13 protein-coding genes are annotated in these 13,964 nt (G+C 56.1%); all 13 read right to left on the bottom strand.

Going from position 1 to position 13,964, the window contains the following annotated elements:
- Positions 1 to 100 precede the first annotated feature (100 nt).
- A complete protein-coding gene (locus tag H5T64_02965) occupies positions 101 to 1,087 on the bottom strand; it encodes a dipeptide ABC transporter ATP-binding protein (GenBank protein MBC7263302.1) in 987 nt (328 codons plus the stop codon).
- A 3-nt stretch (positions 1,088 to 1,090) separates the two neighbouring features.
- Positions 1,091 to 2,074, bottom strand: a complete 984-nt coding sequence (locus H5T64_02960; GenBank protein ID MBC7263301.1) for an ABC transporter ATP-binding protein — start codon at positions 2,072 to 2,074, stop codon at positions 1,091 to 1,093.
- Positions 2,075 to 2,110: 36 nt separating this feature from the next.
- Complete coding sequence (locus H5T64_02955; protein MBC7263300.1) at positions 2,111 to 3,733, bottom strand: peptide ABC transporter substrate-binding protein; 1,623 nt, start codon at positions 3,731 to 3,733, stop codon at positions 2,111 to 2,113.
- Positions 3,734 to 3,947: 214 nt separating this feature from the next.
- Entirely contained in the window at positions 3,948 to 4,988 is a 1,041-nt protein-coding gene (locus tag H5T64_02950) for an ABC transporter permease (GenBank protein MBC7263299.1), read from the bottom strand.
- Between the two features lie 30 nt (positions 4,989 to 5,018).
- Positions 5,019 to 5,939: an ABC transporter permease gene (locus H5T64_02945; GenBank protein ID MBC7263298.1), complete on the bottom strand. Its 921-nt coding sequence runs from the start codon at positions 5,937 to 5,939 to the stop codon at positions 5,019 to 5,021.
- A 209-nt stretch (positions 5,940 to 6,148) separates the two neighbouring features.
- Entirely contained in the window at positions 6,149 to 7,798 is a 1,650-nt protein-coding gene (locus tag H5T64_02940; protein MBC7263297.1) for a peptide ABC transporter substrate-binding protein, read from the bottom strand.
- Positions 7,799 to 7,910: 112 nt separating this feature from the next.
- A complete protein-coding gene (locus H5T64_02935) occupies positions 7,911 to 8,309 on the bottom strand; it encodes a hypothetical protein (GenBank protein ID MBC7263296.1) in 399 nt (132 codons plus the stop codon).
- A gap of 46 nt (positions 8,310 to 8,355) precedes the next feature.
- Entirely contained in the window at positions 8,356 to 8,922 is a 567-nt protein-coding gene (locus tag H5T64_02930; protein MBC7263295.1) for an RNA polymerase sigma factor, read from the bottom strand.
- A gap of 201 nt (positions 8,923 to 9,123) precedes the next feature.
- Positions 9,124 to 9,939 carry a LysM peptidoglycan-binding domain-containing protein gene (locus H5T64_02925; GenBank protein ID MBC7263294.1) on the bottom strand — a complete coding sequence of 272 codons (816 nt, stop codon included), beginning with the start codon at positions 9,937 to 9,939 and terminating at the stop codon, positions 9,124 to 9,126.
- A 132-nt stretch (positions 9,940 to 10,071) separates the two neighbouring features.
- Positions 10,072 to 10,596, bottom strand: coding sequence for an NTPase (locus tag H5T64_02920; GenBank protein MBC7263293.1), 525 nt, complete (start codon positions 10,594 to 10,596; stop codon positions 10,072 to 10,074).
- Positions 10,597 to 10,632: 36 nt separating this feature from the next.
- A complete protein-coding gene (gene lepB / locus H5T64_02915; GenBank protein ID MBC7263292.1) occupies positions 10,633 to 11,223 on the bottom strand; it encodes a signal peptidase I in 591 nt (196 codons plus the stop codon).
- A gap of 10 nt (positions 11,224 to 11,233) precedes the next feature.
- Entirely contained in the window at positions 11,234 to 13,438 is a 2,205-nt protein-coding gene (locus H5T64_02910) for a polyribonucleotide nucleotidyltransferase (protein MBC7263291.1), read from the bottom strand.
- Positions 13,439 to 13,684: 246 nt separating this feature from the next.
- Positions 13,685 to 13,954, bottom strand: coding sequence for a 30S ribosomal protein S15 (gene rpsO, locus H5T64_02905; protein ID MBC7263290.1), 270 nt, complete (start codon positions 13,952 to 13,954; stop codon positions 13,685 to 13,687).
- Positions 13,955 to 13,964: the final 10 nt, after the last annotated feature.

Genomic DNA, 13,964 nt, shown 5'->3' with positions numbered 1-13,964 from the left:
GCCCCTCTTTCTCAGGCCCCACTTGTTTCCAGGATCAGATTATTAGGAAGCAAGATAAGCGTCGCCCACTTGCTCAAAGTGAAGTGTTTTTCGCCTGCCACTAACTCACGCGATAGCAGGCTACCCAGTGTTCGTTGCCCACATCTCTGAATTCTGGTTCAGTGATGTCGCAGGTCCCAGCAATTTTCACCGGGCAGCGAGTGTGGAAATTGCACCCTGGGGGTGGATTGGCCGGGCTAGGCACATCGCCCACTAGGATAATGCGGCGGCGCTTGGCTTCTACTTCCGGATCGGGGATGGGAACGGCTGAGAGCAGGGCCTGGGTATATGGGTGTAGCGGATTGTTATACAGTTGGTCTCGGGTTGTCAACTCAACGATCTTGCCCAGATACATAACCGCCACGCGGTCACTGATGTGGCGCACGACCGAAAGGTCATGGGCAATGAAAAGATATGTCAGGTGGAATTTCTCCTGAAGTTCCTCCAACAGGTTGATAATTTGGGCCTGAATGGAAACATCGAGGGCAGAAATGGGCTCATCGCAAACGATGAAATCCGGCTGCACAGCCAAGGCCCGGGCCACACCAATGCGTTGGCGTTGGCCACCGGAGAACTCATGTGGGTAGCGGTTAATAAAATAGGGGTTCAAACCCACCACCGTGAGCAGTTCCTGTACCCGCTCCTTCTTCTCCTTACCCTTGAGGATATTGTGAACTTCGAGCGGTTCACCGATGATATCGCCCACCGTCATACGCGGATTCAGAGAGGCATAAGGGTCCTGGAAGATCATCTGCATCTTGCGACGCATGCGGCGGAGCCGCTCGCCTTTGAGTTCGCAGAGGTTCACGCCCTCAAAGTAGACAGCACCAGCGGTAGGCCGGTAAAGCTGGAGGATAGCACGACCCGTTGTGGATTTTCCACAGCCGCTTTCACCCACCAGGCCTAAGGTTTCCCCTCTTCGGATGAAGAAATTCAGGCCATCTACAGCCTTGATGTCGCCGATCTTGCGTTGGATAATAATCCCCTGGGTGATGGGAAAATACATTTTCAGGTCTTTGACTTCGACCAGGATATTATCGGTAACCATACCTTACCTCCTCCCTCCGGTCACATCTACCCAGCAGGCGATATAATGGCGGCGGCCGACGGGTTCCAGCGTTGGGTTTTCCTCCAGGCACCGGTCAATGACCCACTCACAGCGAGGAGCAAACGGGCACCCTGGCGGGGGGTCAATTAGGTCTGGCGGCAGACCTTCGATGGGCTTCAGTTTGGATTTGCGTTCGGCGTCCAGGCGCGGGATCGAGCTCAACAAGCCCAGGGTATAGGGATGGCGCGGGTCGGAGTACATATCTTTGACATCGGCCATCTCGACGATGTAACCCGCGTACATGACAATCACGCGATCTGCTAGGCCAGCCACCACTCCCAGGTCGTGGGTGATCCAAATCACCGCCATGCCGATCTCTTCTTTCAGACGCCTGACCAAATCGAGAATCTGGGCCTGGATGGTCACATCCAATGCGGTCGTCGGTTCGTCTGCGATAAGCAACTGCGGGTTACAGGATAAGGCCATGGCGATCATGACGCGTTGGCGCATGCCGCCAGAGAACTGGTGTGGATAATCGTCAATGCGACTGGCAGCGTCTGGGATGCGCACCATTTCCAGCAACTCGATGGTGCGTTTGCGTGCCTGTGCCTTGGTCATACCCAAGTGCAATTCCAATGCCTCGCTCACCTGCTGGTTGATGGTGAGCACTGGGTTCAATGATGTCATAGGGTCTTGGAAAATCATAGAGATCTTATTGCCGCGGACGGAGCGGATCTCCTCCTCATCCACACGCAACAGATCACGACCCTGAAAGATGGCCTCGCCACCTACGATACGGCCTGGCGGTTGGGGGATCAAGCGCATAATGGAGAGCACGCTCACGCTTTTACCGCAACCACTTTCTCCCACTATGCCCAAGGTTTCCCCTTCCATGAGATCATAAGAGATGCCGTTTACAGCATTCACTACTCCATCTTGGGTGAAAAACTGGGTTTTGAGGCCTCTTACTTTCAAGAGTTCGGCCATGCATGCCTCCTTACATCATCCATTATAAAAAGATTGCTAGTTTTGTATATACACATCTTTCAGCCACGGGATAATCGCCGGAGTATAAGCGACCCCCTTGACATATGGTTTGACCACGAGATAAGTGCGTTCATGCCAAAGTGGAACCCACGGTGCCTCGCGGACGATGATTGCCTCTGCCTGCTGGAAAAGAGCTATTCGCTTGTCGTGGTCTCTCTCCACCCGCGCTGCTTCGAGCAGTTGGTCTACTTCCGGATTGAAGTAGCCCGTCTCGTTCAGGCCACTCTCACTGTGAAACATAACCTCCAGAAAATTGCTTGGGTCCGGGTAATCGGCCAGCCAACCGGAAGTGAAGAACTGAACAGTCTTGCCCCGACGCGAGGCCCGGTCACTCTGCTCTACGCTGATGGTGATCCCCAGATTCTCTTCGTACATTGCCAAGATAGCCTCCACATACGAAGGCAAAACCCCGCTCTCACCACCGATAGTTAGCGTTACCTCTGGCAATGCGGTCGCGTTGCCGTACCCAGACTCGCGGATAAGACGGCGAGCGTGTTCGGGATCGAATTCGAGGCCCGCCAGGTGGGGGTTGTATCCCGGCATGCCTGGGGGCAAAATGCCAATTGCCGGAACTACTGTGTTATTCATTACCACCCGGGCCAATCGCTCTCGATCCAGGGCATGAACAAAGGCTTGGCGCACCTTCACGCTATCGAATGGCGGCACGGTAACATTCATGGCCAAGTACTGGATGTCCAGTCGAGGCACAATGTGCAACTCGTCATACAAGGGATTCGACGGATCCAGCGCCCGCTCCACTGCTGGTCCCGTCACTTCCGCCATATCCAACTCGCCATTCTCGTACATGGTCAGTGGCGAAGGCGCATCCAATAAGAACACCACACGACGCAGAGCCGGGACCTCCTGGCAATAATGCTCATTGCGCTCCAAAACAATACGGTCATCCGTATACTCGACCAGTTTGAATGGGCCACTACCATTCGGGTGGCGTGTCCAATCCGCATCTTTCACGTTATGCCGGTCCACGACGAAGGCAATGGGATAGGTCAACTTGGCCAGGAAATCCACCCGTGGCGTGATGAGAGTGACGCGCACAGTGCGTTCGTCTATCACCTCAACACCGATCAGGGAATCGGCGCGCCCGCTCAATAGGTCCAAAGCGCCGACGATATCCGCCAGATAAGTGCGAATTAGTTGCGGATCACCTGTCTCCGGTGAACAAGCCCGCTCCAAAGAGAATTTGACATCATCCGCCGTGAGCGGGCGCCCATCGTGGAAGCGGAGGCCCTGGCGCAAATGAAAGGTGTAGGTCCGGCCATCTTCACTGAGATCCCAGCGTTCAGCCAGGTCAGGCACGATCTCCAATTGCGCATCCAGGGTAACCAGCCCGCTGAAAATCTCCACCACGTATTCGGCAGCGACCACATCCCACACCAGGGCCGGGTCCAAGGTGGGTGGAATCCCGCCAGCCAGACGGAGGGTATCCTCAGCGGTAGGCAGGGTGCCCTGCTCCGCCGTCCACGAGAACTCGAACTCGCGGCCAATCAGCAAGTAGAGCCCTACAGCGGCGCACACGCAGAAAATGCAGCCGAACAGAACAACCAGGACAGAGACAAGGATCCACTTATGTCTAGACATACCACTCCGCAGTAGAAGCAACGCTTTGTATGCTCGTTGGGCGCAATGTTAACACAGGCCCCAACGTCTGTCAAACAGTCCTATTGTCAAGGTGCAATCAAAAACGCATGGCCAGGCAAGATCGAAGTGGAAAACCCCATGCGATTCACAAGCGCGAAAGGAAGGCGCCCTTTGCCCTGGATGAGGCGTTGACTATCTATTTCCAGGGCGCTCCTTAACTGGTCCCTCTCATCTTCGGGTCGAGAGCGTCGCGCATGCCGTCGCCTAAGAAGTTAAAGGCGAACATAGTGATCGCCAATGCCAGCGCCGGGAGCAGAACCTCATGCGGGTACGAGCGAATGGAACGCGAGCCCTCGGAGATCATCATTCCCCAACTCGGGGTAGGTGGGTCCACTCCCAAACCAATGAAACTCAGGAACACCTCCGTAACAATGTAGTTGGGAATGGCCAGCGTCTCAGCCACAATGCAGGGGCCGATGATATTCGGGAAGATGTGCCGGACAATGATGCGCATATCGCTTGCCCCGATCATGTGCGCGGCCTCGATGAACTCCTTCTCCTTCAGGGATAGGATTTGCCCACGTGCCAGTCGCGCCATTCCCATCCAGGCCGTGATGCCGATGCCCATGAAGATAAAGAGCATCCCACCACCCTGGAGACCCAAGATCGAATCCACCACTCGGTTGAGTTGGTTGAAAGTATAGGCAACAGAGCCTGGCTCCACTTTGGCAAAGGTAGACTTGAAGAAGGCCATCATCAGGATGATGAGCAACATAGTCGGGAAAGCGTACATAATGTCCACGATGCGCATCATGATGTCATCTACCCGCCCACCATAGTATCCAGAAATACAGCCGTAGATCAAGCCTATGACGAGGGCTGTGAGGGCACCCATCAGCCCCACTGGCAAAGATACCCGCGTCCCATAGATCAGCCTGCTCAAGATATCCCGTCCTAAGAAGTCAGCCCCGAACAGGAAGCGGTTATCAATCTTGGCGTATGACTCCGCCCCGCTGGGCATGACGGGCAAGAGCCACCTGGGTACTGCGTAGTTCAATTCCGGATTGACTGCCGCGTAATGATACGGTGCAATTTGAGGCGCGAAAATAGCACTGAGCACCAACAGAGTTACGATAATCAATCCTAGCACCGCGGCCTTATTTTTCACCAGTCGCTGTGCAGCGTCCAGCCAAAGGTTCGTTTCTTTGCCTGTCCGCTCTGCGAGACGAGCCAGTGCCCGCTCCCGCGCCGTCATTTCTCCTGCTGTCACTCTATCCACCTCCTATCACGTATACCGGATGCGCGGGTCCAGGAAAGCGTAGGTGATATCCACCGCCAAGTTAGCCAATACCAAGAACACCGCGTACAAAAGAATTGCCCCCACCACCACCGGGTAGTCGCGGTTCGTGATGCTGGTGATGAAATACTTGCCCATCCCTGGGATAGCGAAGATTTGCTCCACAACAAAGGTGCCAGTAACGAGCACAGCAAACAACGGCCCCAGAATGGTCGCCACCGGAATAAATGCGTTCTTCAGGGCATGTCGGATCATCACTGCCCGCTCCGTGAGGCCCTTGGCGCGAGCAGTGCGGATGTAGTCCTCACGGATCACCTGTAACATACTGGCCCGGGTCAGGCGGGCGATGAGGGCTGAGTTACTAAGGCCCAGGGCCATCGCCGGCATCACCATTTGTGAGGGGGTGCCCCAGCCTGCAACGGGGAACCAGCCCAACTTGAGGGCAAAGATCCAGATCAGAAGCGGCCCCATCACGATATTGGGCACCGAGACCCCGAAGATGGCCACTGCCATCCCCAAATAGTCCCAGAAAGTGTTCTGTTTCAGTGCGGCAACTATCCCCAAGGGCACGCCGATGCCCACTGAGAGAGCCAGTGCCAGCAAGCCTAACTGAGCCGATATCGGCAGGTGGTCCCGGAAAATGTCGTTCACGGTGCGACCGCGGGCCCGATATGATGGCCCAAAGTCAAAGCGGGTGACGATGCGCCCGACGTAATCGATGTATTGTTGGTAGACGGGCTTGTCAAGGCCGTAGTATTTCTCCAAGTTGGCGATGACCTCCGCAGGGAGGGGCTTCTCACGGTCGAAGGGACCGCCGGGTAACGCGTGAGCCAAGCCGAAGGTGATAACCGAAATGAAAAACAACACCGGGATCATCCATAACAGGCGTCGCGCAATATATCTGGCCAAATGAAACACCCCCTTTATTTATCACTCATCATTAAATTATAGCCAATTTGGCAAATCTGCAAATTAGCACCAATTGCTCCGCCACCACTGTCCGAGGCTGTTCGAAAACGCAAAATCTGCGACTCCGCAGTTGTGAAAGCCACGTAGCCCTCATATCCATGAGGGCTACGTGGCATCAGGTCGTCAGGATACGACAGCCTGGTTCAACGTTAGTGGGCCTTGACCTTCCAGCGGTCAATGTGCTCGCCGCCCAACGGGGCATACCCACGTTCGACGTACGGCTTGGTGCAGACGACGCGGGTGTAGTAGTAGATGGGAGCGATCACCGCCTCGTCAACGCAAAGGATCTTCTCTGCCTTGAAGTACAGTTCCTTGCGCTTTGCCGGGTCAGACGTGGCTGCAGCCTCCTCCGTGAGCCTGGCGAATTCCTCGGCTGCTGGGCCACTCCACTTGGGGTCATTCGAGCCCAAAGTGGGATGGAAGACCTCTAACACCCAGTTGTTCTCATCCGGGTAGTCGGCGCACCAGCCAAGGCGGTAGATCTGCGGTGTGTCGGGGCCGTGTACCGTCTTCAGGTAGACCGCCCACTCCTGGTTGGCCAGTTTCACCTCTACACCCAGGTTTTCCTTCCAGGACGACTGGATGAACTCGGCGATGCGCTTGTGGCCTTCGCTGGTGTTGAACATCAGGGTGATGTCGGGCAGGCCCTTGCCATCGGGATACCCGGCCTCGGCCAACAACGCCTTCGCCTTTGCGGGGTCGAAGATAATGTCCGGGAAGTTTGGATCCTCAGCCGGCGAGCCGAAGATGCCGGGGCAGGCGAAGGTCTTGGCCGGCTTCTGTCCGCCCTTCAGCACCGTGTCAATCAACCTCTGGCGGTCAATGGCCAAGGAGAAGGCCTGGCGCACCTTGGGATTGTCGAACGGCGGCTTGGTGGTGTTGAAGCCGTAGTAGTAGGTGCACAGGATGGGTGCGATGTAGAGTTCCTTGCTTAACGTTGCGTCGGCGCGCACGCGGTCCAGATCCGCTGATGGCACGCCGCAAACATCCAGTTCGCCCGCCTCATACATAGCGAACGCCGTGGACTCTTCGACCACCATGGCCCAGTTGATGGTCTCGATGGTCACGTCCTTGGCCCCATAGTAGAAGGGGTTCTTCTTCATGACCATCTTGTTCTCGTGCTCCCAGGTATCCAGGCAGTAGGGGCCGTTGGTCCAGATATTGCCGGGCTCGGTCCACTTGTCGCCGAATTGGTCATGGACTTCCTTCGGGGTAGGCCGGCAGACCCACATGCCAGCAATGCCCGGGAAGTAGCCAGCCGGTTTCTCCAGCGTGAACTGCACCGTCCACTCATCCACGGCCTTCACACCCACTTCGTTCAGGTCCGTGATTTCACCGGTGTTAACCTGCAGCCCGTTCTTGATGATGTAGAGCACATAGGCGTAGTCAGAGGCTGTTGCCGGGTCGAGGCAGCGCTTGACGGCGTACTCCACGTCGTAGGCATTGACGAGGCGCTTCTTCTCGGCCTTGGCAGTGGCCGGATCCCAATGGACCCAGTAGACGTCCTTGCGCAACTTAAACGTCCAGGTTAACCCATCATCAGAGACACTCCACTCGGTGGCCAATTCGGGAATGACTTCCATCGTCTTCTCATCGAAGTCGGTCAGACCCAAGAAAAGCAGTTCATCGCACTGCACCGATGTAGTGTCAGTGGCCAACTGGGGGTCCAGTGTGGGGGGCTCAGTGCCCAGGTTCAGGTTGATCACGGTGGCCAGTTTCTCGGCCGGCTTGCAGGCGCTCAGGATAGTCGCCAGCACCAGAACCAGGGTCAGAAGCCACGCAAATCTCTTGCCGAACATTGACTCTTTTCCTCCTTTTCTCAACTAATGACGTACCGCTAAACCACCTTGGTAACTACGAGTTCCCCTGAATCTCTCACCCCCTTTCTATACTCAGAGCAAAGATGAAAAACTACCATGGGATTTCTCGGAAAAGTGGCAAATGAAAGCCTGTGCTGTCTTGCTCGCGGCCGACCCGGGCCAGGAAAGCCCCGCTCAACATGTCGTCCCGAGATTCGAAGAGCACTTCGGGCACCACTGTTTCACGAGTAGGCGTTGCCGCCACCGATGGAGCGCTTCGATGCCACAAATCAAGGTCTCGCTCCAGGCTGACACCGAAAGCCAAGATCAGTGCGCTGAGGACGACTGCCTGGAGCAGCGGCACGAATGAAGCAGAAAAACGACCTCGCTGCCTCGACTGCACCGCTCGTCCCTTACTCTGGATCTTAGAGAGAATATTGCTCCAAACTTGCGGCGATGGCTCCCCGCCCGATACGGACTCTCTCAGTGCCCAACGAATTAGAGAACCCACACCACTCTCATTTGCCGAAGCAAACGTCTGTCGTGACCCTTGCCTCTCAGAGCAGTTCGTAGGCGGCTTGGGACTGGAATTTTCTTTCGAGTTTGGCACGCAGTTTCTCACAGGCATAATGCAACCGCGACTTCGCGGTGCCCACCGGGCAATCCAAAATCTGTGCGATCTCGCCCAGGCTGAAACCCTGCAAATAGTATAATATCAATACCACCCGTTGCCGAAACGGCAATGAATCTATTGCCTCGCGGAGCGTCCGCTGGAGTTCATCCTCCTCAAGGTGGTGCTCTGGAGAGGTGCGAGGGCCAGCCACCAAACAATCCACAATGTCTTCCAGTGGTAATGTCCAACGACGGCGCAATACCCAATTATAGGCCAGGTTGACGGCAATCCGATGTAGCCAGGGAGAGATAGAGGTCGAGCCATCTAGCCGGTCTATATTCAAGTAAGCGCGGACGAAGCAGTCCTGCAGGATTTCTTCAGCAGCGTAGTGGTCCCGTGTAATCGCCAGCGCGGTCTGGAACACCGGCAACTTATATTTGTTATACAGGGCCTCGAAAGCGCTGAGATCGCCACTTCGGATCAACGCGATGAGCTCAGCGTCCTGGCACATCGAACCACCCGCCAACGCGAGCGTCCCTTGCAATTATATACACAAGAGACGGGTACAAAAAGTTCAACTTTTTCACCCAAACCCAAATGTAGGACGCACAATTGTTAGTTTAAAATCTCTGCCCTCAGAAGTCAAATTCACAAAGGGTCACGGACAGCAATGCTACCAAGAGCGGCCCTATCTCGACCAGGACTGTCACCCTCATTGTGGAATGAGCAACACCTGGCCCGGCACAATCAGATCATTGGGGAGATTATTGGCGCTCATGATAGCCATGGGTGTGGTGCCATATCTGGCAGCGATAGAGTACAAAGTATCGCCCGCTTGTACAGTGTACCAGACAGCGCCCCCTCCTCCCGGTCCGGTAGCGCTTGGTGCTCCAGCCTGGGGTATGAGCAATGTCTGGCCGGCACGGATGAACCACGGGTTGATAATCCCATTGAGGCGGACAATGGCATCCACAGTAACCCCATAGCGCATGGCGATCGAATAAAGCGTATCGCCCGGCTGTACCACATATTCCGTATATCCCCCTGGCGTGGGCTGCGATGAGCCTGGTATTCTCAATTGCTGGCCTACGCTAAGGTAGTTGGGGTTGGGAAGAGGGTTCAGAGCCAGGATCGCCTCCACGGTGGTTCCGAAACGCCGCGCGATGGCATAGAGCCAGTCACCCCACTGTACAGTGTACACGAAATAGCCACCCGGAGCGGCTGTAGATGTAGGCGTGGCCGTGGGGATAGCGCCGGTGGGGGTAACTGTAGGTACAGGGGTCAGCGTCGGCAGTCCTGCCACCCAAGTGGGAGTAGGAGTAGCGACTTCGGCGACTGAAACAACCGTCGGCTGGACTCCAGAAGTGACTAAGGTGGGTTCTGCCGTCGGAGTAGAGACCGCCGCTACCACTGTTGGCGTATCGGTCATCACCAGAACCTCTGGCTTCTCCCTGCGGCAACCGGCGAAGCCCAAAAGTAGCCCGCTGAAAACGACCAGGATGCAGAGTTGTTGAGCGCGCCTTTTCATTGTGTGCCTCCTTGTCTCAAAGCGCTGGGCGGGCAGGCGCTACCCCATCGCTATGCACAATGATACCATAACTACACCATTCTGTCAAGGTCAGTGCAAACAAACAAGCGGGGTCCGTCCGAGCGTGCAAAACTAATCGGTGGCTGCGGTCAACCAAGACAAAAGTTCGCTTGCCAGACGATCTCGGTTTGCAAGCGTCACCTCAACCACGCGCACGCCAGGGGCCGCTTTGATGGCATCCACCCAGGGATGTGGACGGAACATGACCGTGCCTACTATAGCCTTCGGACCGGAGAGCGCCTCCAGAATAACATGGCGAAAGGCTGAGGACAAGAGCTCCATTTTGCCGATCTCATCTACGACGATGTAATCCGCTTCGTGGAGTGCCTGGCGCAAAGCAGCCACCCCCACCCGCTCTAGGGCTGCTATGTCCACGCCGTATTTGCCTACACGATGGGGGCCGGGATAGTGGACATGAGAGAGAATAGCCGTTTCGCCATGGAGGGTGCAGATCCGGAAGCCAACCCGCGCTCCACGCTCCCGGATCTCTTCGGTGTAGAAGCCACCACAGCGGGCTCCCAGGCCAGTGACCAACGTCTTTAGAAGTGTGGTCTTGCCCACGCCGGGGCGGCCGGTCAGAAGCAATGCCTTGCCCATCCACACCTTACCGCGAAAACAAGGGGGCTGCGACAATCACCGCACGAACCCGATTTCGTTCAGCGGCCAATAGCGGAACCAGGCCCGCCCCAAGACGTTCTCGAGGGGCACTTCGCCAAAAGTGCGAGAGTCGTTGGAGTAGTCGCGGTTATCGCCCAAGACGAAAACGTGGCCAGGTGGGACAACTCTTGGTGGCATAGACCCTGATGCGGGTTGAATCACGTAGGGTTCCTCCAACACTTGCCCATTGATATAGACGCGTCCATCGCGGATCTCTACGGTTTCGCCAGGCAGGCCGATGACTCGTTTAATCAACGGGTTGGTGGAACGATCTGTCAGCCGTAGGACGATGATGTCGCCGCGTTGAGGTGGGTGGAGATGATAGGAGAGTTTCTCGATGACCAGGCGTTCATCGCTGTGCAGGCTGGGTTGCATGCTTTGCCCTTCCACTCGTGTAGCCTGGGCCAGAAACGCGTTGACCAGAACAACGATGAACAGGGCAGGGAGAACGGTCTCCAGAATGTCTCGCAGCCACGTTTTTATGAGGGGCCAAATTGAGGTTATCGGTTGATCGGGCGGCGACCCCTCCGGCGCGAAGGAAGGTGGTAGGGTGGGTGTTCTGGACATGGCGGCTCTATCACCGATGAGGTCTGTTAGGCCCGCTCCCGCCGCGACGGTCGCGAGGGCCAGACGGGCGTCGGCGCCCACTAACACTCGCTGGCTTTCGGTCACGCTCACGAGCCTCTTCGACTGTCCAGCCTTCCAGCACGGCCTGGCGGGAGAGTTTGATCTTGCCCTCCGAATCAATGTCTATTACCATGACCATGACCTCATCGCCCACATGCACTGCGTCCTCAACCTTGGACACCCGGTAATCGGCCAGTTGGGAGATATGCACCAGACCATCCTTGCCTGGTAGAATCTCGACGAAGGCTCCGAAGTCCGTAATTCGCACCACCTTACCCGTGTATATCTTGCCAACCTGCGGTTCTTCGGTCAGGCGGCGAATCATCTCCACGGCCTTGTCGCTGCTCGCACCATTGGTGGTAGCGATGTAGACGGTGCCGTCATCTTCGACATCAATTTTGGCGCCCGTTTCCTCGATGATGCCACGAATGGTTTTTCCGCCAGGGCCGATGACCGTGCCGATCTTCTCGGGATCAATCTTGATAAGTGTGATGCGCGGTGCATGTGGCGAGAGCGTCGGGCGCGGTTCAGCGATGGTCTCGCGCATCTTGTCCAACACAAAGAGACGAGCCTCGCGAGCCTGAGCCAATGCGCGCCGTGTGATCTCAGGGGAGACACCCTTGATCTTAATGTCCATTTGCAGGGCAGTAATGCCATCGCGGGTGCCCGCTACTTTGAAGTCCATGTCACCCAGTTGATCTTCCATGCCGATGATATCAGTCAGGATGGCGCTCTCGTTTTCGCCCTTCACCAGCCCCATCGCGATGCCCGCCACGGGCTTGCGGATTGGGACACCAGCATCCATAAGCGCCAAGGTACTGGCGCAGACGCTGGCCATCGAGGTGGAACCGTTGGAAGATAGGACCTCGGACACCAAGCGAATGGTGTAGGGGAACTCCTCTTCCGGCGGCAGTACCGGGACCAGGGCCCGCTCTGCCAAAGCACCGTGTCCGATCTCGCGACGACCGGGGCCACGCATAGGTCGGGTCTCGCCCGTGCTATACGGCGGGAAGTTATAATGATGCATATATCGCTTCGATTCGACAGGCTCTAATCCCTCGAGGATTTGCTCATCGCTGACGGTGCCCAGGGTAGCAATGGTGAGCACTTGCGTTTGGCCACGCGTGAATAGTCCCGAACCATGGGTCCGAGGCAGAAGACCTACCTCACAACTAATGGGCCGAATGGTAGTGAAATCACGCCCATCGGGTCGGATGCGCTTGTTCAGAATGCCATCGCGGACTACGGCCTTCACTCGCTCGTCAAAAGCCTGGGACACCACCGCTTCCTCGAACTTCTCGCCCAGGCTGGCGACAACCTCAGCACGCAACGCATCCAGAGCCTCATTCCTTTCGCCCTTGTCGCCTGCGTTTTGCAACACCTCCCAAATGCGATCGTCCCAGGCCGTACTAATGGCTTGGCGAACCTCGTCGCCGATATCGAAAAGGGGATAATTGCCTTTTGGTTTTCCTACTGCCTCGCGCAATTCGTTTTGCATCTGGATAACACTTTGCATGGCCTCATGGCCACGCTGGATAGCCTCTAACACGAGGTCTTCGGAGACTTCGTTGGCTCCGGCCTCTACCATCATCACGGCATCGGCTGTGCCTGCCAGTCGCAGATCGAGCGTGCTCTTTTCCATCTGAGAGGCAGTGGGATTGAAAACGAGTTGCCCATCCACATAGCCAACGCGAATGGCGCCGACGGGTCCCAAGAACGGGATATCGGAGATAGTCAGAGCGGCGGATGCGCCGATGATGGCCAGGATATCCAAGTAGTGTTCCTGGTCGGCAGAGAGAGCAGTGAGAACGATCTGGACCTCGTTGCGCAGGCCTTTCGGAAAAAGCGGACGGATGGGTCGATCTACCAGCCGGCAGAGGAGGATTGCAGCCTCAGTGGGGCGACCCTCGCGCTTAAAGAAGCCTCCAGGGATTTTTCCGGCGGCATATAAACGCTCCTCGTAATCCACCGTCAGGGGGAAAAAGTCAGTTCCCTCACGGATTTCTTTGCTGGCTGTGGCTGTAGCAAGCAATAAAGTATCACCGCAACGGACAGTCACAGAACCACCAGCCTGACCTGCCAACTTGCCAGTCTCAATGTAAACAGTGGAATTGCCCAATGGCGCGCTAACTGTTTTCACCATGAAATCATGCATCCTTTCTCCATAGTTCAGGAGATCGGATCGGCGGTCAGGGACTGGGGAGTAAGTCCCATGGGCAGAATACCCTACTGCAGTTACTGACGGCGTCCATGTGACGCACTCCCCAATTCCTGCACCACCCGTTCCGATCTCCCTTTGTAACCCAATCCCAACAGAAACCCAGATATCTTCTCACAACAAACGAGTAGATGTCATTACCTCCACCTACTCGTTCCGTGGAACAAAGTATTGGATTCCCAACTACTTGCGCAGTCCAAGTCGTGCTACAATAGCGCGATAGCGTTCTGTATCCACGCGACTCAAGTAGGCAAGGTGGCGACGGCGTCGCCCAACAAGCCTGAGTAAACCGCGACGGGAATGTTCATCGTGGGTATGCACCTTTAAGTGCTCGGTGAGATCATTGATGCGCTTGGTCAAGAGAGCAATCTGCACCTCAGGTGACCCCGTATCTTTGGGATGAACGTGATATTCTTTGATGATGGCTTCTTTCTCGCCCTTCTCCAAAGCCATGCACTCACCT

Source organism: Chloroflexota bacterium (genome assembly GCA_014360825.1).
Taxonomy (GTDB): Bacteria; Chloroflexota; Anaerolineae; order UBA2200; family JACIWT01; genus JACIWT01.
Note: the sequence above shows the minus strand (reverse complement) of the source record. Positions and strands in the feature narration are given on the sequence as shown.

Bases quoted from the DNA above. Each gene is read 5' to 3' on its own strand.
- H5T64_02965 (MBC7263302.1), bottom strand. From the start codon at position 1,087: ATGGTTACCGATAATATCCTGGTCGAAGTCAAAGACCTGAAAATGTAT.
- H5T64_02960 (MBC7263301.1), bottom strand. From the start codon at position 2,074: ATGGCCGAACTCTTGAAAGTAAGAGGCCTCAAAACCCAGTTTTTCACC.
- H5T64_02955 (MBC7263300.1), bottom strand. From the start codon at position 3,733: ATGTCTAGACATAAGTGGATCCTTGTCTCTGTCCTGGTTGTTCTGTTC.
- H5T64_02950 (MBC7263299.1), bottom strand. From the start codon at position 4,988: ATGACGGCGCGGGAGCGGGCACTGGCTCGTCTCGCAGAGCGGACAGGC.
- H5T64_02940 (MBC7263297.1), bottom strand. From the start codon at position 7,798: ATGTTCGGCAAGAGATTTGCGTGGCTTCTGACCCTGGTTCTGGTGCTG.
- H5T64_02930 (MBC7263295.1), bottom strand. From the start codon at position 8,922: ATGTGCCAGGACGCTGAGCTCATCGCGTTGATCCGAAGTGGCGATCTC.
- H5T64_02925 (MBC7263294.1), bottom strand. From the start codon at position 9,939: ATGAAAAGGCGCGCTCAACAACTCTGCATCCTGGTCGTTTTCAGCGGG.
- H5T64_02920 (MBC7263293.1), bottom strand. From the start codon at position 10,596: ATGGGCAAGGCATTGCTTCTGACCGGCCGCCCCGGCGTGGGCAAGACC.
- lepB (MBC7263292.1), bottom strand. From the start codon at position 11,223: ATGTCCAGAACACCCACCCTACCACCTTCCTTCGCGCCGGAGGGGTCG.
- H5T64_02910 (MBC7263291.1), bottom strand. From the start codon at position 13,438: ATGCATGATTTCATGGTGAAAACAGTTAGCGCGCCATTGGGCAATTCC.
- rpsO (MBC7263290.1), bottom strand. From the start codon at position 13,954: ATGGCTTTGGAGAAGGGCGAGAAAGAAGCCATCATCAAAGAATATCAC.